The 20940-nt window shown below is 71.7% G+C and carries 12 protein-coding genes; 9 read left to right on the top strand and 3 right to left on the bottom strand.

The features are described from left to right. Positions 1 to 83 precede the first annotated feature (83 nt). Both ABTX62_RS03980 and ABTX62_RS03975 read left to right on the top strand, forming a co-directional pair. A complete protein-coding gene (locus tag ABTX62_RS03980) occupies positions 84 to 1757 on the top strand; it encodes a PucR family transcriptional regulator (protein WP_352114700.1) in 1674 nt (557 codons plus the stop codon). A 121-nt stretch (positions 1758 to 1878) separates the two neighbouring features. After that, positions 1879 to 3324, top strand: coding sequence for an aldehyde dehydrogenase family protein (locus ABTX62_RS03975; RefSeq protein WP_352114699.1), 1446 nt, complete (start codon positions 1879 to 1881; stop codon positions 3322 to 3324). Between the two features lie 96 nt (positions 3325 to 3420). Here the strand turns inward: ABTX62_RS03975 and ABTX62_RS03970 are convergent, their stop codons facing one another. Beyond that, positions 3421 to 6258 (bottom strand): glycoside hydrolase family 3 C-terminal domain-containing protein, encoded by a 2838-nt coding sequence (locus ABTX62_RS03970; protein ID WP_352114698.1) that lies wholly within the window; start codon positions 6256 to 6258, stop codon positions 3421 to 3423. A 325-nt stretch (positions 6259 to 6583) separates the two neighbouring features. Between ABTX62_RS03970 and ABTX62_RS03965 the strand changes: the two genes are divergently transcribed. From ABTX62_RS03965 to ABTX62_RS03935, 7 genes are all read left to right on the top strand, one after another. Then, complete coding sequence (locus ABTX62_RS03965) at positions 6584 to 8269, top strand: type 2 periplasmic-binding domain-containing protein (RefSeq protein ID WP_352114697.1); 1686 nt, start codon at positions 6584 to 6586, stop codon at positions 8267 to 8269. A gap of 26 nt (positions 8270 to 8295) precedes the next feature. Continuing rightward, positions 8296 to 9333, top strand: a complete 1038-nt coding sequence (locus ABTX62_RS03960; RefSeq protein WP_352114696.1) for an ABC transporter permease — start codon at positions 8296 to 8298, stop codon at positions 9331 to 9333. Positions 9334 to 9341: 8 nt separating this feature from the next. Continuing rightward, positions 9342 to 10280, top strand: a complete 939-nt coding sequence (locus tag ABTX62_RS03955; RefSeq protein ID WP_352114695.1) for a carbohydrate ABC transporter permease — start codon at positions 9342 to 9344, stop codon at positions 10278 to 10280. Positions 10281 to 10409: 129 nt separating this feature from the next. After that, positions 10410 to 12626, top strand: a complete 2217-nt coding sequence (locus ABTX62_RS03950; RefSeq protein WP_352114694.1) for a 1,4-beta-glucanase — start codon at positions 10410 to 10412, stop codon at positions 12624 to 12626. Then, a complete protein-coding gene (locus tag ABTX62_RS03945) occupies positions 12626 to 14608 on the top strand; it encodes a beta-galactosidase (protein WP_352114693.1) in 1983 nt (660 codons plus the stop codon). The genes ABTX62_RS03950 and ABTX62_RS03945 overlap by 1 nt, the downstream gene beginning before the upstream one ends. Further along, a complete protein-coding gene (locus ABTX62_RS03940) occupies positions 14605 to 16794 on the top strand; it encodes a glycosyl hydrolase family 95 catalytic domain-containing protein (protein WP_352114692.1) in 2190 nt (729 codons plus the stop codon). Before ABTX62_RS03945 ends, ABTX62_RS03940 begins: the two co-directional genes overlap by 4 nt. 35 nt (positions 16795 to 16829) lie before the next feature. Further along, the gene (locus ABTX62_RS03935; protein ID WP_352114691.1) at positions 16830 to 17543 is read left to right on the top strand and encodes a glycoside hydrolase family 12 protein; all 714 of its coding nucleotides are present in this window, start codon (positions 16830 to 16832) and stop codon (positions 17541 to 17543) included. A gap of 31 nt (positions 17544 to 17574) precedes the next feature. Here the strand turns inward: ABTX62_RS03935 and ABTX62_RS03930 are convergent, their stop codons facing one another. Together ABTX62_RS03930 and ABTX62_RS03925 are read right to left on the bottom strand one after the other, a co-directional pair. Then, complete coding sequence (locus ABTX62_RS03930; protein WP_352114690.1) at positions 17575 to 18762, bottom strand: sulfotransferase family protein; 1188 nt, start codon at positions 18760 to 18762, stop codon at positions 17575 to 17577. Positions 18763 to 18872: 110 nt separating this feature from the next. Continuing rightward, positions 18873 to 20915, bottom strand: coding sequence for a glycoside hydrolase family 31 protein (locus ABTX62_RS03925; protein ID WP_352114689.1), 2043 nt, complete (start codon positions 20913 to 20915; stop codon positions 18873 to 18875). Between the last annotated feature and the right edge of the window lie 25 nt (positions 20916 to 20940).

The raw sequence follows: 20940 nt of genomic DNA, 5'->3' as shown, positions 1-20940 counted from the left end.
GGTGAGGCAGAATCGTCACAGGCCGTTCATACGCGGCGGCCAAAAGACCACAGCGATCACACCGCCCTGACGCAGAAGGCCTCATGCCCCCGACGCTCGCCTCGCTCGTGCACCACTCGGCGCTGAAACTGACCGTGCGGGCGGGCCGGGACCGCCTCGACGTGCCGGTCCGTTGGGCGCACCCCAGCGAGCTCGCCGACCCCGTGCCCTACATGGAGGGCGGGGAACTGCTGCTGGTCACCGCGCTCAAGCTCGACGCCGAGGACCCGGAGGCCATGCGCCGCTACGTCCGGCGGCTGACCGGGGCCGGAGTGGCCGGGCTCGGCTTCGCCGTCGGCGTGAACTACGAGGAGATCCCCAAGGCGCTCGTCGACGCGGCCGAGGAGGAGGGCCTGCCGCTGCTGGAGGTGCCGCGCCGCACGCCGTTCCTCGCCATCAGCAAGGCCGTGTCCGCCGCGATCGCCGCCGACCAGTACCGGGCCGTCACCGCCGGGTTCGCCGCCCAGCGCGAGCTGACCCGGCAGGCTCAGAGCGGCGGCCCCGAGGGGGTGCTGGCCGCGCTGGCCGCCCAGGTCGACGGATGGGCGGCGCTGTACGACGCCTCCGGCGCGGTCGTCGCCACGGCACCGGAGTGGGCGGTGCGGCGGGCCGCACGGCTCACGGGCGACGTGCAGAAGCTGCGGGACCGCCCCGCGCCCGCCTCGTCGGTGGTCGGCGGTCCGGAGAACGAGGACCGGGTCGAGCTGCACACCCTCGGCACCGGCCGGCGTCCCCGGGCGGCCCTCGCCGTCGGCACGGCCGCCGCTCCGGGTACCGCCGAGCGCTACGCCGTCCACTCGGCCATCGCGCTGCTGACCCTGACCACGGAACGCTCCCGCTCCCTCCAGGCGGCCGAGCAGCGGGTCGGTGCGGCGGTGCTGCGCATGCTGCTGGCCGGGGAGCCGGACCACGCCCGTGCGGTGGCCGGGGACCTGTACGGCGAGCTGCTGGACGCGCCGTTCCGGATGCTGGTCGCGGAGCGGGTGCCGGTGTCGGCGTCGGCCGCGCTGGCCCGGGCCGAGGCCCGCAAGGGCGCCCCGGCCGCGGACCGGCCCTCGGCCGCCGCGCTCGCCGCGGCCGACACGGGCGGGGATCCCCTCGCGGCGCTCGCGGACGTCGTGGAGTCCGCTGCGGCCCGCGCCGGCGAGGCCGTGCTGGTGGTGCCGGAGGGGGAGCGGCTGGTGGTGCTGGCCGCGGACGGCGGTGCCGCCGCGTCGGTCTGCGGGGAGTACGCGGCCGCCCTGGAGACGGCCCGCGCCGGCATACGCGAGAAGGTGCCGGGCGGCGAGGAGGACGAACTGGTCGTGGGCCTGTCGGCACCGGCCGGGCCCATCGCCGCGTCCGCCGCCTACAAGCAGGCCGAGCAGGCGCTGTCGGTGGCGCGGCGGCGCGGGCGCGTCCTCGTGGAGCACGAGCGGATGGCGGCCGGTTCGGTGCTGCCGCTGCTGGCGGACGACGCGGTGCGGGCCTTCGCCGACGGCATGCTGCGGCCGCTGTACGAGCACGACGCCACCGGCCGGGGCGACCTCGTCGCCTCCCTGCGTGCCTGGCTGTCCAAGCACGGCCAGTGGGACGCGGCGGCGGCCGACCTCGGCGTCCACCGGCACACCCTGCGCTACCGCATGCGCCGGGTCGAGGAGATCCTCGGCCGGTCCCTGGACGACCCGGATGTCCGGATGGAGCTGTGGCTGGCTCTGAAGGCCGTCGGCACCGAATAGCCAATCCGTAGTGTCCGCGTCCCTCACTGCTACGGCTCGGACAAACGCCCTTCGCTCATCTCGCACCTACCGTTGATCCCGTAGCTCACGATCACCCCCGACGCCGAAGGGCCGGAACCCTATGACCTCCACCCACGCCTTCTGGCTCGCCGGCCGCCAGGCCACCGGCGAGGACACCTTCGACGTCACGTCCCCGTGGGACGGGCGGCTCGTCGGCAGGGTCAGCGTGCCGACGGACGCGCAGGTCGAGGAGGCCGTGGCCGCCGCGCACGCCGTTTCGGACGAGTTCGCCGCCACCCCGGCCCATGCCCGGGCCGCCGCCCTCGACCACGTCAGCAAGCGCCTCGCCGAGCGCACCGAGGAGATCGCGCGGTTGATCTCCGCCGAGAACGGCAAGCCCATGAAGTGGGCGCGCGGCGAGGTCGGACGGGCCGTGTCCGTGTTCCGGTTCGCGGCCGAGGAGGCCCGGCGCTTCAACGGCGGCGAGGCCCAGCGCCTCGACACCGACCTCGGCGGCCAGGGCCGGCTCGCCCTCACCCGCCGCTTCCCGAAGGGTGTCGTGCTCGGCATCGCGCCCTTCAACTTCCCGCTGAACCTCTGCGCCCACAAGGTCGCCCCGGCCATCGCCGCCGGCGCCCCGATCATCCTGAAGCCGGCCCCGGCGACCCCGCTGTCCGGCCTGATCATCGGCGACCTGCTGGCCGAGACCGAACTGCCCGCCGGCTCCTGGAGCATCCTGCCGGTCGCCAACGACAAGATGCCCGCCCTCGTGCGGGACGAGCGCCTGCCCGTGATCTCCTTCACCGGCTCCGAGAAGGTCGGTTACGCGATCATGGACTCGGTGCCGCGCAAGCACTGCACCCTGGAGCTGGGCGGCAACGGCGCGGCCGTCGTCCTCGCCGACTGGGCGAGCGACGAGGACCTTCAGTGGGCGGCGAACCGCATCGCCACCTTCTCCAACTACCAGGGCGGCCAGTCCTGCATCTCCGTGCAGCGGGTCATCGCCGACGCCTCCGTGTACGACCGGCTGCTGCCGCGCATCGTCGCCGCCGTCGAGGCCCAGGTCACCGGCGACCCGAGCGACGACAAGACCGACGTCGGCCCGCTGGTCAGCGAGGACGCCGCCCGGCGCGTCGAGACGTGGGTCCAGGAGGCCGTGGACGCCGGGGCGCGGCTGCTCACCGGCGGCAAGCGCGACGGCGCCTCGTACGCGCCGACCGTCCTGGCCGAGGTCCCGGCCGACGTCACGCTCTCCTGCGAGGAGGTCTTCGGGCCGGTCCTCACGGTGCAGCGGGCGGACGGCGAGGCCGAGGCCTTCGCCGCCGTCAACGACTCCAAGTACGGTCTCCAGGCGGGTGTGTTCACCCACGACCTGCAGACCGCCTTCCGGGCCCACCGGGCCCTGGAGGTCGGCGGCGTCGTCATCGGCGACGTGCCGTCCTACCGCGCCGACCAGATGCCGTACGGCGGCGTCAAGCAGTCCGGTGTGGGCCGCGAGGGCGTGCGGTTCGCCATGGAGGACTACACCTATGAGCGCGTGCTGGTCCTGACCGGCATCACCCTCTAGCTCATGGGAACCGTTTTCATATAGTCTCGGCGAAGAGGCCCGGCACCGATGCCTTCCGGTGCCGGGCCTCTTCTTTGCGCCGGCTGCTCCGGACCCTCAACCGGAGAAGCCGACGTGCGCGAGCCGCAGCGGGCCGCGCAGCCTGAGGTGCACGTCGTGGACGCCGGCGGCGACGACGGACGCGCCGAGCGAGATGTAGTCGTACGGACCGGACGTGGGCACGGCGGTCGACAGCACCGCGAGTGCCGGGCCGCCGTCGAGGGACAGCTCGACCGTGCCCGCGCCGGCCACCTCCACCGTCACCTCGGAGACGCCCCGCCCGAAGTCACAGGCGTGGTAGACCAGTTCGCCCGGCTCCGCGCCCGCCGGTGTCACCGCGTCGCCCGAGACCTTCGTCCGGTCGACGATCTCGATGCCGCGGTGCTCGTCGAACCCGGCCGCCGGGAGACCGTCGGTGACCACCGCGCGCGGCAGGGTCGGTTCGCCGTCCAGCGTGACGGTCGTCCGCAGCCGGAGGTCCTCGCTGGACGCCCCGGCCAGCAGCTCGTACCCGCCCGGCTCCACGCGCCACCCGTTGCGGGCCACGTCCCAGAACCCGAACGCTGTCAGCGGGACTTCGAAGTCCAGCTCGGCCGTCGCCCCCGGGGCGAGGGTGACCCGGCGGTGGTCCAGCAGCTCGCGGCGCGGACGGGGCACGGACGCGTCGACGGCCCGGCCGTAGAGCTGCGCCACCTCGTCGGCCGTCACGTCACCGGTGTTCGTGACGGAGAAGGAGACCCGCACCGTCGCGTCCTCGACCCGGGCCGTCAGACCGCCGTACGCGAACGACGCGTACGACAGGCCGTGCCCGAAGGGGAACAGGGGGGTCCCCTCGAAGTACAGGTACGTCTGGCGGGCGCCGATCACGTCGTAGTCGAGGAGATTCGGCAGGTCGGCGTCGTCGGCGTACCAGGTCTGCGGGAGGCGGCCGGCAGGGGAGACGTCGCCGGCCAGGACGCGGGCCAGGGCAGTGCCGCCCGCCTGGCCGCCGTGCGCGGTCCACAGCACGGCGGGCAGCTCGGCCGCGTCGACGGCATAGGGATAGGCGGAGACCAGCGCCAGCACGGTGGCCGGGTTCGCCGCGCGGGCCGCCCGCAGCAGCCGCTCCTGCTGTTCCGGCAGGCGCAGGGTCGTACGGTCCTCGGTCTCGCGGCCGTTGATGTGCGGGTCGTTGCCCGCGACCACCACGACCACGTCGGCCGCCGCGGCGGCACGCGCCACCGCCTCCTCGCCGCGCTCGGCGACGACCAGCTCGAAGATCTCCGGATCCTCGTCGGCAACCTTCACGCCGTCGGCGGAGACACACACGTGCCGACCCGTCCCCAGATGCTTCAGGAGGTGTCCGTTCCCGTGCGGTTCCAGGCGGAACGTCTCCTGGACGACCCAGCCGCCCGGCTGGTCCACGGAGGCGCGCACCTTGCCGTCCTCGGCGACCGACAGGTAGCGGCCGTCGGGGGCGCGCAGGGTCAGCACGCCCTCCCCCCAGTCGACCAGCGCCAGCTCGGTGCCGGTCGCGTCGGTCGTGAGCGCGGGCAGGTCCGTGCGGCCCGCGAGCAGCGCAGGGTCGAGCGCGCCCTCGGCCCCGCGCACCTCGGCGGCTGCCCCCTCGGCCACCGGCACGTGCAGGAACGCACCCGCGGCGGTCTTCAGCCGGACCCGGTCCACGCCTTCCGCGAACTCCACCCGCTCCGCGCCGAACCGCTCGTACAAGCCTTCCAGCGGGGTCGAGCGGTGGATGAGCGTGCCGCTGTACCAGTCGAGCTTGCACTCGTCGGCGAGCAGCCCGACCACCGCGATCCGGGCGTCCGGGGCGAGCGGCAGCGCCCCTTCGTTCTTGAGCAGCACGATCGCCTGCTCGGCGGCCTCCTGGGCGAGGGCGCGATGCGCCGGGGTGTCGAACGCGGCGGTCGCCTCGTGCGGGTCGTCCTGCGGGTCGAACTCCCCGAGCCGGAAGCGGACCGAGAGCTGCCGGCGGACGGCCCTGTCGAGATCGGCCTCGGTCAGCAGATCGCGCTCCAGGGCACCGCGCAGCCGCCCGATCATCTGCGAGGAGTCCGTGCCGTGGTCGGTGAAGCTGTCGACACCCGCGACGAGGGAAGCGGCGGTGGCTTCCTCATGGGTGTCGAAGTAGTGCTCGGAGTCGACCAGGTTGCTCGGCGCGCCCGCGTCCGAACAGACCAGCAACTCCTCGTCGGTCCAGGTCCGCAGGTGCTCGGACAGGTACGGGGAGACGTGGTTGGGGCGGCCGTTGACCAGGTTGTAGGCCGGCATCACCCCGGCCACCGCCCCCGCCTCGACCGTCTCGCGGAAGGCCCGCAGGTCGTACTCGTGCAGCACGCGCGGACGCACCGAGCTCGACGTCGTGGAGCGGTCCGTCTCGTTGTTGTGGGCCAGCCAGTGCTTCAGCACGGGTGCGGTGCGCCAGTAGACGGGGTGGTCGCCGCGCAGGCCGTGCGTGTAGGCCGTGGCGATCGCCGAGGTGAGCTTCGGGTCCTCCGAGTAGCCCTCCTCGTTGCGCCCCCACAGGGGGTGGCGCAGCAGGTTGACCGTGGGGGCCCACACGTTGAGGCCGACCCGGTCGTCCTTGGCGCGCATCGCGCGGACCTCCCTGGACACCGCGTCGCCCACCCGCCGCACCAGCTCCGGGTTCCAGGTGGCGCCGAGGCCGACCGCCTGCGGGAACACCGTCGCCGGGCCCATCCACGCCACGCCGTGCAGGGCCTCCTGCCCGGTACGGAAGGCGGCGATACCGAGCCGCTCCACGGCGGGCGCGAACTGGTGCGGGAAGGCGGTCTTCTCCTCGATCGTGAGCCGCGACAGGAGGTCGTCGATCCGCTTCGCGAACGGCAGGCGCGGATCGCGGAACGGCGGACTGGGCGGCGTGGGTGCAGTCACGTGGGATTCCCTTTGCGGTGGAGCGGTAAGGCCCTTTCGAAGCGCTTCGATGCTGGGTCGGCGACGGGTCGGGTGTCAAGAGACCGGTGTCGTCCCTTCAAGCCGTGCATGAGGAATGGTCCCTTCTCATGCCTTCGAGGAAGTTTGGGGACGACCCTTGTGCACCCCTGGGCGTTCACTTAACCTCACAGCAACATCGAAGCGCTTCGACTACAACAAGCCCCTGCTGGGTCGAAAGCTCGCTTCGGCTCAGCCAGTTCCACTCGAGACACCGCAGCCGACGGCCTCCGCCGGGTGTCCTGGTGCGCCATGAAGGGTTGACGCAATGACGCCGAACGCCGCCTCCGCCTCCTCCGGACCGAGCCGGAGAAGTTTCCTCGCCTCCACGGCGGTCGCCACCGCTGCCGTGGCGGGCGGGATGCCGCTGCTTGCCGCCTGCGGGGGGTCGGGCGGTGGTTCGCAGGACGGCACGACGTCCGGCAAGAGCGCCAAGAAGCTTCTGCCGGCCTACGTCGCGAGCAACGTGGTGACGCCGGACATCCCGTCCGAGAACGGCTCGGCGATGGGCTTCACCAGCAAGCTCAACCTTGCCGACCTCGAGACCTCGGTGCCGAAGAAGCTCGGCAAGGGCAGCTCGATCAAGATCATGTCGCCGTTCTGGGGGACGCCGCCGAAGGGCGACAACCCCTATTACAAGGCGATGAACGACCTGATCGGTGTCGACATCACCTGGCAGAACCAGGACGGCGTGACCTACGACGAGAAGCTCGGTGCGATCCTCGCCTCCAGCGACGTGCCGGACGTCGTGGTCATCCCCAGCTGGAACATGGGCGGCAAGATACCCAGCGCCATCATCAGCAAGTTCGCCGACCTCGGCCCGTACCTGTCCGGGGACGCCGTCAAGAAGTACCCGAACCTCGCCGCCATCCCGAGCGGCGCCTGGCAGTACTCCATCTTCGGCGGCAAGCTGCGCGGCCTGCCCCAGCCCGCCCCCTCCGTCGTCGGCATCGTGCCCTTCTACCGCAAGGACGTCTTCGACGAGGAGGGCTGGGAACTACCCAAGTCCCCGGACGAGTTCCTCGCCCTCGCCAAGGAGATCACCCGGCCCAAGGCCAAGGTGTGGGCCTGCGACGACATGAAGTGGACCGCCTTCAACATCTTCGGAGTGCTCTCCGGCAGCGAGAAGCCGCTCGGCTGGAACCTGACCGACGGCAAGATGGTCTACCGCGTCGAGACCGAGGAGTACCTCGAGGCGCTGGAGTGGACGCGCAAGCTGTACTCGGCGGGTGTGGTCCACCCCGACGCCAAGGCCGTCAACCAGGGCACACCGGGTGACCGGTTCACCTCCGGCCAGGTTCTGATGTACAACCAGAACATCTCGGACTGGTGGGGCAAGATGGCCGAACAGGTCGGCCAGAATCCCGACTTCCGTATCTCCGGCATGGACATCTTCGGCGCCGACGGCGGAGACCCCACGCTGTGGGCCGGATCCCCCGCGGGCATCTTCGCCTTCGTGAACAAGAAGGCCTCCAAGGCCGTCATCGAGGACATCCTGGCCGCCGCCAACGTCACCGCCGCCCCGTACGGCACCAAGGAGTACATGCTCACCAACTACGGGGTCGAGGGCACGCACTACACCGTCAAGGACGGGGTGCCCACCAAGAACGACAAGGGCAACCAGGAGGTCCTGAACGCCTTCGTGATGCTCGCCAGCCCAGCCCCGACCATCGCGCACCCGGACCTCCCGGACGTCGCGAAGGAGCAGGTGGAATGGCAGCAGCGGATGGGCGCCTTCACCAAGAAGTCCACCTTCTGGGGCATGCAGATCACCGAACCGGTGCGCTACACCAACCTCTCCAACGACTTCGAGCAGCTGGAGGACGACGTCGTCCGCGGCCGCAAGAAGATCAGTGACATGCAGCAGGCCGTCTCCGAATGGAAGAAGCAGGGCGGCGACAAGCTGCGCGACTGGTACCAGAAGCTGCACGACGACAACGGCTCCGCGCAGTGACCCGGGTCTGAGGCAAGGAGAAGGCCGTGTCCAACAGCACGGTGCCTCGCAGCAGGGCCGAGGCGAAGACGAGTGAGGCGGCTTCCGGGGCGGCGGGCGACCCCGCCGGGGAGCGGCCGGAGAAGAAACCCTCCGGCAAGGTCACCCTCCGGTTGCGGCTGCGCCGCGACCGCACCTTGCTCCTGATGACCCTGCCGGCCATCGCGCTGGTCCTGGTCTTCAACTACATACCGATCCTGGGCAACGTCGTCGCCTTCCAGGAGTACGACCCGTACGTCAGCGACAACGGCTTCATCGCGATGCTGGAGAGCCCCTGGGTGGGCTTCGAGCAGTTCCAGCGGGTCTTCGCGGACTCGGCGTTCTGGGACGCCGTGCAGAACACACTCGTGCTGTTCTTCCTCCAGCTGGTGCTGTTCTTTCCGGTCCCCATCCTGCTCGCGCTGCTCATCAACAGCGTGATCAGGCCCCGGATCCGGGCGGTGTCGCAGGCGATCCTCTACCTGCCGCACTTCTTCTCCTGGGTGCTGGTCATCACCGTCTTCCAGCAGATCTTCGGCGGCGCCGGCATCATCGCGCAGACCCTGAGGCAGCGCGGGTACGAGGGCTTCGACCTCATGACCGACCCCGGGATCTTCAAGTTCCTGGTGACGGCGGAGGGCGTCTGGAAGGACGCGGGCTGGGGCATCATCGTCTTCCTCGCCGCGCTCGCCTCCGTGAGCCCCGACCTGTACGAGGCGGCGGCCATGGACGGGGCCGGGCGCTGGCGCCGCATGTGGCACGTCACGCTGCCCGCGCTGCGGCCCGTGATCGCCCTGCTGCTGGTGCTGCGCGTCGGTGACGCGCTCACCGTCGGCTTCGAGCAGATCCTGCTGCAACGCGACGCGGTGGGACCAGGGGCGGCGGAGGTCCTCGATACCTACGTCTGGTGGAACGGCGTCCGCAACCAGGACTTCGGCTACGCGGCCGCCGCGGGGCTGATCAAGGGCCTGGTGAGTGTGGCGCTCGTCCTCGCCGCGAACAAGGTGGCCCACTTCATGGGCGAGCAGGGGGTGTACAAGAAGTGACCGCCGTCATGGACAAGGCCGCCATCGAGGAGGCGGCGCGAGAACCCCGCTGGTGGGAGGCGCCGCCGAGACCCGTCTGGGAGGAGGAGCCCAGCAAGGCCGGGATCGCGGGCAAGGGCATCGTCCTGGTCGGCGCCTGCCTCGCCGTGCTGTTCCCGCTGTGGATCGTCATCGTCACGAGCCTGTCCTCGAAGAAGACCATCACCGAGGCCGGCGGGCTGGTGATGATTCCGAAGGACATCACCTTCATCGCCTATCAGGAGCTGCTGAGCGGCGGGCAGGTGACCCGGGCGGCGATCGTCAGCGTGGGCGTCACGCTGGCCGGCACGCTGTTCTCGATGACGGTGTCGGTTCTCGCGGCGTACGGGCTGTCCCGGAGCGGGTCGCTCGGGCATCGCTGGCTGCTGATGACGCTGCTCGCGACGATGTTCTTCGGGGCCGGGCTCATTCCGACGTATCTGCTGGTGCAGTCGCTCGAGCTGACGGACACGTACCTCGCGCTGATCCTGCCGAGTGCGGTCAGTGTCTTCAACATCCTGGTCCTGCGCGCGTTCTTCATGGGGGTCTCGCCGGAGCTCGTCGACAGCGCCCGGATCGACGGGGCGGGGGACTGGCGCATCCTCTGGCAGATCGTCCTGCCGCTCTCCCGGGCCGTTGTCGCGGTGATCACGCTGTTCTACGCGGTGGGCTACTGGAGCGCCTGGTTCAACGCGTCGATCTACCTCAGTGACCAGGACATGATGCCGCTGCAGAACGTCATGATCCAGCTGGTGCAGAAGCAGGAAGCGCCGGTCGGCGTCAGCCAGGCGGTCAAGACCGGGCAGATCTCCGCGCTGGCGATCCAGATGGCCGTGATGGTGATGGCGTTGCTGCCGGTGGCCGTGATCTCCCCCTTCGTCCAGAAGCACTTCAAGAAGGGCATGCTCACCGGAGCCATCAAGGGCTGAGTGGCGCCCCCACGGCGGGGTGTTCCGGTTGTTCGGCGACCGCGGGCAGTTCGTGGCCGGTCGCGCAGTTCCCCGCGCCCCTCCCGGGGCGTTTCCTCCCCCCCCTCTCAGAACGACGAGGTGTGTGTCATGCATGCGTCCAGCCTCAGCAGACGTGCCGTTCTCGCCGGGACCGCTGCCGCCGCCGCGGCCGTCTCCCTGCCGGTGACCCAGGGCCGGGCGCAAGCCGCCGCCGCCCCCGCGAAGGGGGGATACCGCTGGCGCAACGCGGTCCAGGGCGGCACCGGATTCATCACCGGTGTGCTGTTCCACCCCTCCGTACGCGGGCTCGCCTACCTCCGTACCGACATCGGCGGTGCCTACCGCTGGGACGACCGGACCGACCGGTGGATCCCGCTGACCGACCACCTCGGCTGGGACGACTGGAACCTGCTCGGGGTGGAGGCCATGGCCGTCGACCCGAGACATCCGAACCGGGTGTACCTCTCCCTCGGCACCTACACGCAGTCCTGGGCCGGCAACGGGGCCGTCCTGCGGTCCGACGACCGTGGCGCCACCTGGAAGCGCACCGACCTCACCGTCAAGCTCGGGGCCAACGAGGACGGGCGCGGCTGCGGTGAGCGGCTGCTGGTCGACCCCCGGGACAGCGACACCCTGTGGCTCGGCACGCGGCACGACGGGCTGCTCAAGTCCACCGACCGGGGTGCCACATGGCAGGCCGTGAGCTTCCCGGCCGCGCCCAGCGCCACCGGCCAGGGCATCACCTTCCTCGTCGCCGCGGGCCGAGCGGTCTACGCCGGCTGGGGTGACTCCGACGGCACCGCGGGCAAGCCCAACCTGTACCGCACCTCCGACGGCACGACCTGGAAGGCCGTACCCGGGCAGCCCTCCGGCACCGCCGCCAAGGTGCCGATCCGGGCCGCGTACGACCGGCACACCCGCGAGCTGTACGTGACCTACGCCAACGCCCCCGGCCCCAACGGGCAGTCCGACGGCAGCGTGCACAAGCTCCGCGTCAGCGGCGGGAAGTGGAGCGAGGTCACCCCGGTGAAGCCGGGCGGCACGACGGCCGACGGCTCCGCCGACTCCTTCGGCTACGGCGGTGTCGCCGTCGACGCCCGCCGGCCCGGAACGCTCGTCGTCTCGACGAACAACCGCTGGGCCGACATCGACACCGTCTTCCGCTCCACCGACTGCGGCCGCACCTGGACGTCCCTGAAGGACGGGGCCGTCCTCGACGTCTCCGAGACGCCGTATCTCAACTGGGGCGGGGACAAGCCCAAGTTCGGCTGGTGGATCCAGGCCGTCGCGCTCGACCCGTACGACTCCCGGCACGTCGTCTACGGCACCGGCGCCACCCTCTACGGCACCCGCGACCTCAAGCGCTGGGCCCCGCAGATCCGCGGTGTGGAGGAGGCGTCCATACGGCAGCTGATCTCGCCCCCGAGCGGCGAGGCGCATCTGCTCAGCGGGTCCGGCGACATCGGCGTGATGTACCACGAGCGGCTCACCGCCTCCCCGTCGCGCGGCATGGCGTCGAACCCCGTGTTCGGCACGGCGACGGGCCTGTCGCTGGCCGCCGCGAAGCCGTCGTACGTCGTCCGGGCCGGGTGGGGCGACCACGGCAACGGCGCCTGGTCGAACGACGGCGGCAAGACCTGGGCGCCCTTCAAGGCGCAGCCCGCCATCGCCAAGGACGCGCCGGGGCCGATCGCCGCCAACGCCGACGGCAGCGTGCTGCTGTGGTCCTTCGCGCACTGGGACGGCACCACGTACCCGGCCCACCGCTCGGCGGACAACGGCGCCACCTGGACCGAGGTCGCCTCCTACCCGAAGGGCGCCGCCCCGGTCGCGGACCCCGTCGACCCGAAGCGCTTCTACGCCTTCGACACCACCACCGGCACCCTCCACGCCAGCACCGACAGCGGCCGGACCTTCACCGCGCGGGCCACCGGCCTGAACTCGGGGGACAGCGAGTTCCAGCTCGTCGCCGCCCCGGGCCGCTCAGGCGACCTCTGGCTGAGCCTCAAGGGGAACGGGCTGTACCGCTCCACCGACGGCGGTGCGGCCTTCACCAAGGTCGCCGGCTGCCGGGCCTCGCACACCCTCGGCTTCGGCAAGGCCGCCGAGGGCGCCTCCTACCCGGCGATCTACCTGGTCGGCTCCACGGAGACCATCACCGCCGTGTACCGCTCGGACGACGAGGCGAAGACCTGGACACGGATCAACGACGACCGGCATCAGTGGGGCTGGATCGGTGCCGCCGTCACCGGTGATCCGCGCGTCTACGGCCGCGTCTACATCGCCACCAACGGACGCGGCGTGCAGTACGGGGAGCCCACCTGATGCCCGAGAGGAAGCGGCCCGGCCTGAGCGACGCCACCCGGGGCCGTCTCCTGTTCGGCGGGGACTACAACCCGGAGCAGTGGCCGAAGGAGACCTGGAACGAGGACGTCCGGCTGATGAGGGCCGCCGGCGTCAACTCGGTCACCCTCGGCGTCTTCTCCTGGTCGACGCTGGAACCGGAGCCGGGCGCACGGGAGTTCGGCTGGCTGGACACGCTGATGGACCTGATGCACGACAACGGCATCGGCGTCGTCCTCGCCACCCCGACCTCCTCGCCGCCGCCCTGGATGGGCCGGCTGCACCCCGACACCCTGCCCGTCACCGAGGACGGCCGCACCGAGTGGTGGGGCGGCCGGCAGCACTTCTCGCACTCCAGCGCCACCTACCGGCGCTACGCCGCCGCCATCACCGAGGACCTGGCCGCCCGCTACGGCGGCCACCCGGCCCTCACCCTGTGGCACATCAACAACGAGTACTGCACCGCCGACTACGGAGACCAGGCCGCGGTCGCCTTCCGCCGCTGGCTGCGTGAGAAGTACCGCACGCTCGACGCCCTCAACGAGGCCTGGGGCACCGCCTTCTGGAGCCAGGACTACGACACCTGGGACGGGATCCTGCCGCCCCGCCTGCCGCACTACCTGCGCAACCCGGGCCAGGTCCTCGACTTCCGGCGCTTCACCTCCGACATGCTCCTGGAGTGTTACACCGCCGAGCGGGACATCGTCCGGCGGCACACCCCGCACCTGCCGGTGACCAGCAACTTCATGCCGCTGTGGGTCGGGCAGGACGCCTGGCGCTGGGCCGAGGAGGAGGACGTCGTCTCCGTCGACCTCTACCCCGACCCGCGCGACCCGCTCGGCGCCCAGAGCGGGGCCCTGGTCCAGGACATGACCCGCTCCCAGGCACGCGGGCCCTGGATGCTGATGGAGCAGGCGGCCGGGCCGGTCAACTGGCGTGGGGTGAACCACCCCAAACCGCGCGGCCTCAACCGGCTGTGGTCCCTCCAGGCCGTGGCCCGGGGAGCCGACGCCGTCTGCTACTTCCAGTGGCGGCAGTCCCGGCAGGGCGCGGAGAAGTTCCACTCCGGCATGGTCAGCCACGCGGGAGCAGAGGGCCGGACGTACCAGGAGGTCAAGCGGCTCGGCGCCGACCTGGAGCGGATCGCGCCCGAGGTGGCCGGACGGCACCTCACCGCGAACGTCGCCGTCCTGCACGACTGGCACGCCTGGTGGGCCGGCGCCCACGACGGCCGTCTGTCCAGCCGGGTGGAGTACCCGGACGTCCTGCGCGCCTGGCACCGGGCCCTGTGGCAGGGGCACCTCACCACCGACTTCGCCCACCCGGAACACGACCTGACGCCGTACTCGCTCGTCGTCGTGCCTCAGCTGTACGCCCTCACCGACACCGCGATCGACAACCTCCTCGCCTATGTACGGCAGGGCGGCACCCTCGTCTGCGGCTTCCAGACCGGCGTCGCCGACGAGGACGACCGGGTGCGCCCCGGTGGCATGGACGCCCGGCTGCGCGAGCTGTTCGGCATCCGCACACTGCACGAGTGGTGGCCGCTGGACGAGGGCGAGGCCGTCACCTGCGAGGGCTTCAGCGGCACCCTGTGGTCCGAGGAACTGGAGGGCGACGGCACCGCCGAGGAGACCGTCCCCTACCGGGGCGGCGAACTCGACGGACTGCCCGCCGTGCTGCGCAAGGGCCGGGCCTGGTACGTCTCCACGCTCCCCGAGCCCGCGGCGCTGCGCGGCCTGCTCACCTCGATCGCCGCCGGAGCGGGCGTCCGGCCGGTGCTCGACGGGCTCCCCGAACAGGTCGAGGCCGTACGCCGGGGTGAGCTGCTGTTCGTGCTCAACCACGGCCGCGAACCGGTGACCGTCGAGGTGCCCGGCACCCACCGCGACCTGCTGACCGGGGCGGACGTCACCGACCGGGTCACCCTCGGCCGCTACGAGGCGGCGGTGCTCCGGCCATGACCGCCTCCGCCCCCGTCCACGGCACCTGGGAGCCGCACCCGGCCGCCCGCTGGGAGGACGCCTTCCTCAGCGGCAACGGCCGGCACGGCGCCCTGGTGTTCGGCGACCCGCACGCCGAGCGGGTCGTCGTCACGCATCACACCCTGGTGCGGCCCAACGGCGGGGACCCCCGCCCACCCGAGCTCGCCGGCCGGCTGTCCGCCCTCCAGGAGCGCCTCCTCGCGGGCGACACGACCGCCGCCGAGGACTTCACGGACGGCCGCCCGCACCAGTGGGTACAGCCCTTCCATCCCGCCTTCCAGGTCCGGCTGAACCGCGTCGCGGACAGCACCCACGACTACCGCCGGGACGTCGACTTCACCACCGGCGAGGTGAGCGCGACCTGCGCGGGCTGGACCAGCCGCGTCTTCGTCTCCCGCGCCGACGACGTGATCGTCCAGCACGTCGGCGGACCCGCCCTCATCCTCGGCATCGGCCTCGACCCACGGCTGCCCGGCGCCCCCGCCCGTCTGGGCATCGGCCACGGAGCCGTCCTCACCCCCGAGGGCGCCCTGCTCAGCCTGCGCGCCCGCTACCCGGACAGCGACCGGGCCTGCACCGGCGTCACCCAGGTCACCGTCACCGGCGGCACCACCACCCTCGTGCCCCCGGGCGTGCACATCGAGGGCGCGCAGTCCGTGCTGCTGCTGACCCGGGTGCACCGGCACACCGGCGAACTGAACGTGGTCGCCGAGGGCCGTGCCCTGCGCGACCTGTCCGGCGAGTACGACGAGCTCCTCGACCGCCACACCGCCCTGCACCGCACCGCCTACGAGCGCGTCACCCTCGACCTGGCCGCCGATCCAGCCGAACGGGCCCTTCCCGGATCGGAGTTGCTCAAGCAGCCGCGCAGTACCGCCCTGCTGGAGCGCCTCTTCGCCGCCGGCCGCTACCACCTGCTGTCGGCCAGCGGGCTGCTCCCGCCCCGCCTGACCGGACTGTGGACCGGCGACTGGAACACCGCCTGGTCCGGCGCGTTCACCCACGACGCCAACCTCAACCTCCAGACCGCCTCGGCCGCGGCCGCCGCCCTCCCCGAAGTGACCCAGGCGCACGCGAACCTGGTCCACCGGCAACTCCCCGACTGGCGCGACAACGCCCGCGCGGTCTTCGGCGCCCGGGGCGTCGTCGCCCCCGCCCACAGCGACGGCGAGTCCGGCCACTCCTACCACTACAACCGCGAGTACCCGCTGCACCTGTGGACCGCGGGCGCCGACTGGCTGCTCAAGCCGCTCGTCGACCATGACGAGACGTACGGCACCCGCGACCCGCGCACCGCCGCCGCACTCGCCGAAGCCGCCCTGTTCTACGAGGACTTCCTCACCAGGACGGACGACGACGGCCACCTCGTCGTCGTCCCCTCCTACTCACCCGAGAACCGGCCCGCCAACGCGAGCTGGGGCACCCTCAACGCCGCCATGGACCTCTCCGCGGCCCGCCACGCCCTGCGCACCGCCGCCGCCTACCACCCGGGCCCCGACGCCGACCGCTGGAACGCCCTCGCCGACCGGCTCCCACCGCACCGGATCAACGAGGACGGAGCCCTGGCCGAATGGGCCTGGCCCGGCCTCGAGGACTCCTACGACCACCGCCACCTCAGCCACCTCTACGGCGTCTGGCCCCTCGACGAGATCACCCCCTACGACACCCCCGGACTCGCGGCCGCCGCGCACCGCGCCCTGGAACTGCGCGGCGCCGAGAACGACTCCGCGCACGGCCACCTCCACCACGCCCTCGTCGCGGCCCGGCTCCGGGACGCGGGCCGCGTCGCCCACGCCCTCGGCCGGGTCCTGGACGGCGACTTCTTCCACGCCTCCCTGATGAGCGCGCACTACCCCGGCCGCGACGTCTACAACGCCGACGCGGCGCACACCCTGCCCGCCGTGCTGATCGAGATGCTCGTCCAGTCGGCCCCCGACCGGCTGGTCCTGCTGCCCGCGCTGCCGGCGGACTGCCCCGAGGGCGCCCTGCACGGGGTGCGCACCCGGTTCGGGGCCGAGCTGGACCTCACCTGGACGCGGGACGGCGCCACCGCCGTCATCAGGCCGGGCCGCACCCACCGCGTCGAACTGCGGACTTCCTCCGGCGCAGAATCCCTCCACCTGGTCGCCGGAGAAGACCACGTCCTCACCCTGAGGTCGTGGTAGCTCCCTCATCCCCCCCACCCCATGGAAGGGACACCATGGCATCACGCACGCTGAGCCGGGTCACCAAGGCCCTGCTGGCTCCCGCTCTGGCCCTCGGCGCCACCGTCGGCCTCGCCTCCGCCCCCGCCTCCGCCGCCGTCTGGAACTCCTGCGACCAGTGGGGCCGGACCAACCTGAACGGCTACACGCTCTACAACAACATCTGGGGCGGCGGCGCCGGCAGCCAGTGCATCTGGGCCAACTCGGGCACCAACTGGGGCGTCTGGGCCAACCACCCCAACACCGGCGGCATCAAGTCCTACCCGAACCAGACGAAGGCGATCAACAAGTCGATCACCTCGCTGCGCTCGCTCTCCAGCAGCTACAACGTCAGCGTCCCGTCGTCCGGCGCGTACAACACGTCGTACGACATCTGGGACACCGACCACGACTACGAGATCATGCTCTGGGTCAACAAGACCGGGCCCGTCGGCCCGATCGGCACCTCGCAGGGCAGCGTCAGCCTCGGCGGCCACTCCTGGAACGTCTTCAAGGGCAGCAACGGCGCCAACGAGGTGTTCACGTTCATCCGCACCTCCAACTCCGGCTCCGGCACCGTGAACATCCTGCCGATCCTGAAGTGGATCAAGGACACCAAGCGGTGGATGGGCAACGAGACGATCGGTGACGTCCAGTTCGGCTATGAGGTCACCTCCTCGTCCGGCGGGCTGAACTTCACCACCAACAACCTGACGATCAGCAGCAGCTGACCGTCGTGCGGGCCGCGGCCCGGCCGTGCCGTCAGGCGCGATCGACCTCGGCCCGCAGCGCGTTGTACCCGGCGAAGGCCGACTCGACCTCGTCGCGGGTCAGGCCGTAGCGGGACAGGTCATAGGTGTGCTTGCGGGCGCCGCGGGGACGCGCGACGGCCGCGGGGAGCCGGGCAGCGTCGGCCTCGGTCCACCGGGCGCCGACGGCGGCGTACAGCTTCGGGGCGCCGGCCGCGGGATCGGAGCCGAGCCAGGAGTACGGGGCGTCCACCAGTTGTTCGGCGGGGATCGCGGACCGGGCCGCGAGGCCGCGTGTCATGGCACGGCTCAGCAGGTCGAGCCAGGTGGCGCCGATGCCGGTCAGGTCGACGGGACGGGTGCTGACGGCCATGCCGTGCTCGATCAGGGAGCAGAAGGACGCCACGACGGTGACCGGGTCGCGGTGGCACCACACGATCGTGGCGTCCGGGAAGACCGTGCGCAGCGCCTCCAGGTTCTCCAGGTGCATGGGGGACTTCAGCATCCAGCGCCGCCGGGGGCGGCCGAACTGGAGCACCTGGTAGACCTGCTTGAGGTACCGGTAGTCGGCGGTGAAGTCGCGCGCGCAGTGCCACTGCCGGTACTGCGGGATGCGGGCCTGGGAGAACGGCATCAGGGCGTGCGGCAGGGCGAACGTGCACTCCTCGGGGCCCTCGGCGGCCATCGCGTGGATGTCGCGGAAGCGCGGTGCGAACAGGTCCGTGCCCTGCACCATGCGGCGTCCGGCCGTGATGGCCCTGCGCCGCCGCCGGGGCGGCAGCTCCAGGTCGGGCGCCAGCAGTTCCCACAGCAGGGGACACCGGTGCCGGTCCGATATCGACAGCACCGAGTGCGTGACGGTGGTCGCGGTGCGGGGCAGTCCCACGACGAACACCGGCTTCTCGATCGGCTCCCGCTCGATCTCCGGGTGCTCGGCGATCAGCCGCCGCACCCGCGCCCGGTTGGTGAGATGCCGCCGCACGTGGCCCTGCGCGGCCTGCCAGCCGACCGGGGTGAGGTGCTCGGCCTGCGCCCACCAGCCCAGCAGGGCCCGGAAGTCGTCGACGAACTCCCGGTCTCCCGGCGCCTCACCGGCCTCCACCACGATGCGGTCGAAGATCCGGCCGGGGTCCCGGCGGGAGCCGAAGGAGGGCCGCAGCGCCAGGTTGGCGAGGGTGAGGGCGAGCGGAGTCGAGGGCACGCGGAAAACCTACCTTCTGGAACTGCGCGGCGCTGGAGGGAAGTTGGCCGTACGGGTGCGAGGGGATGGTCGGCAGGCCTCCATCGGTCCGGCCACCCCCTTCGGCGCGGCTACTCCGCTACAGGCAGCCGCGCCCCGTCCCGCAGGAACAACGGGATGCGGTCCAGCGGGGCGTCGACCGTCACGGCCCGGCCGCCCTCGTACGTCTCACCCGTCCACGCGTCCGTCCAGCCGGCCCCGGCCGGCAGGTACGCGGTACGGACGGTGGCGCCGGCCGTCAGCACCGGGGCCACCATCAGGTCCGGGCCGAACAGATAGGAGTCGTCGACCGACCAGGTCGCCGGGTCGTCCGGGAACTCCAGGAACAGCGGCCGCATCACCGGCAGGCCCTCCTCGTGGGCCGCCCGCATGACCTCCAGCACATACGGCTTCAGCCGCTCCCGCAGCCGCAGGTACCGCTCCAGGATCGCCCCGGCCTCCTCGCCGTAGGACCACACCTCGTTGGGGCCGCCGGTCATCTCCGGGCCCAGCGGCATGCCCGGGTCGCGGAAGCCGTGCAGGCGCATCAGCGGGGACAGCGCGCCGAACTGGAACCAGCGGACCATCACCTCCCGGTAGGCCGGGTCGTCCGGGTCGCCGCCGTGGAAGCCGCCGATGTCGGTGTTCCACCACGGGATGCCCGACAGGGCCGTGTTGAGGCCGGCCGCTATCTGGCGGCGCAAGGTCGGGAAGTCCGTGCCGATGTCACCGGACCACAGGGCGGCACCGTAGCGCTGACTGCCCGCCCACGCCGAGCGGTTGAGGGTGACGATCTCCTCCTCGCCGGTGGCGAGCAGGCCCTCGTAGAACGTGCGGGCGTTCTCCGCCGGGTAGGCGTTGCCGACCTCCAGGCCCGGACCCGCCCAGTAGCGCAGGTTCTCCTGGAATCCGGGCTTCAGTTCCGGCTCGCAGGCGTCCAGCCAGAACGCCGTGATGCCGTACGGGTCGAGGTAGTTCTCCTTCACCCTCGACCACACGAACTCCCGGGCCTCGGGGTTGGTGGCGTCGTAGAAGGCCACCTGGACCGTGGAGGCGACCTCCTTGTCGGGCCAGTCGGCGTGCGCCATCGGCCCGTACTGGGTGCCGATGAACCAGCCGCGCTGCTCCAGGACCGGGTGGTTCTCGCTCAGCGGCGACACCGACGGCCACACGCTCACCACCAGCTTGATGCCGAGCTCCTCCAGCTCGCGCACCATGGCCGCCGGGTCCGGCCACTCCTTCGGGTCGAACTTCCAGTCGCCCAGGTGCGTCCAGTGGAAGAAGTCGCAGACGATCGCCGAGATGGGCAGGCCGCGCCGCTTGTACTCCCGGGCCACCGCCATCAGTTCGTCCTGGGTACGGTAGCGCAGCTTGCACTGCCAGAAGCCCGCCGCCCACTCCGGCAGCATCGGGCTGCGGCCGGTCACCGCGCTGTAGCGGCGCTGGCCGCCGGCCGGATCGCCCGCCGTGATCCAGTAGTCGATCTGCCGGGCCGAGTCGGCGACCCACCGGGTGCCGTTGTGCGCCAGCTCCACGCGGCCGATCGCCGGGTTGTTCCACAGCAGGGTGTAGCCGCGGCTGGAGGTCAGCACCGGGATGCCGACCTCGGCGTTGCGCTGGATCAGATCCAGGACCAGGCCCTTCTGGTCGAGGCGCCCGTGCTGGTGCTGGCCGAGGCCGTACAGCCTTTCGTCGTCATAGGCGGCGAAGCGCTGTTCCAGGCGGTGGTGGCCGTTGCCGACGGCCGTGTAGAGGCGGGAGCCGGGCCACCAGAAGTGGGCGCGGTCCTCGGCGAGGAGCTCGCCGGAGTCCTCTGTCCGCAGGAACCGGATCAGGCCCTCCGCGCTCACCTCGACGGTGAGCGCGCCGACGGTCAGCAGCCCCCGGCCGTCCTCGATCTTCACCGAGGCCGGTGTCGCGGGAGCCTCGTCGAGCAGGGCGCCCGGGAGTCCCTCGAGGACGGGGCCGCCGAGCCGGGCACGCACCCGGACGGCGTCCGGGCCCCACGGCTCGATCCGCAGGGTCTCCTGGCGGCCGCTCCACTCCAGCGCGCCGTCCCGCTCGCGGAAGGTGCCGACGGTGGGGGAGGACTGCGCCAGGCTCACCTGGGGCGGGGTTTCGGCATGCTGATTCACGCGTGCTCCTGTGCTCCTGGAGGAG

The organism is Streptomyces sp. NPDC096046, assembly GCF_040303285.1.
Classification (GTDB): Bacteria; Actinomycetota; Actinomycetes; order Streptomycetales; family Streptomycetaceae; genus Streptomyces.
This window is presented reverse-complemented; position numbering and strand designations above follow the sequence as displayed.

Excerpts from the sequence above, each read along its gene's own strand:
- ABTX62_RS03980 (WP_352114700.1), top strand. The coding sequence starts at position 84 with ATGCCCCCGACGCTCGCCTCGCTCGTGCACCACTCGGCGCTGAAACTG.
- ABTX62_RS03975 (WP_352114699.1), top strand. The coding sequence starts at position 1,879 with ATGACCTCCACCCACGCCTTCTGGCTCGCCGGCCGCCAGGCCACCGGC.
- ABTX62_RS03965 (WP_352114697.1), top strand. The coding sequence starts at position 6,584 with ATGACGCCGAACGCCGCCTCCGCCTCCTCCGGACCGAGCCGGAGAAGT.
- ABTX62_RS03955 (WP_352114695.1), top strand. The coding sequence starts at position 9,342 with ATGGACAAGGCCGCCATCGAGGAGGCGGCGCGAGAACCCCGCTGGTGG.
- ABTX62_RS03950 (WP_352114694.1), top strand. The coding sequence starts at position 10,410 with ATGCATGCGTCCAGCCTCAGCAGACGTGCCGTTCTCGCCGGGACCGCT.
- ABTX62_RS03945 (WP_352114693.1), top strand. The coding sequence starts at position 12,626 with ATGCCCGAGAGGAAGCGGCCCGGCCTGAGCGACGCCACCCGGGGCCGT.
- ABTX62_RS03940 (WP_352114692.1), top strand. The coding sequence starts at position 14,605 with ATGACCGCCTCCGCCCCCGTCCACGGCACCTGGGAGCCGCACCCGGCC.
- ABTX62_RS03935 (WP_352114691.1), top strand. The coding sequence starts at position 16,830 with ATGGCATCACGCACGCTGAGCCGGGTCACCAAGGCCCTGCTGGCTCCC.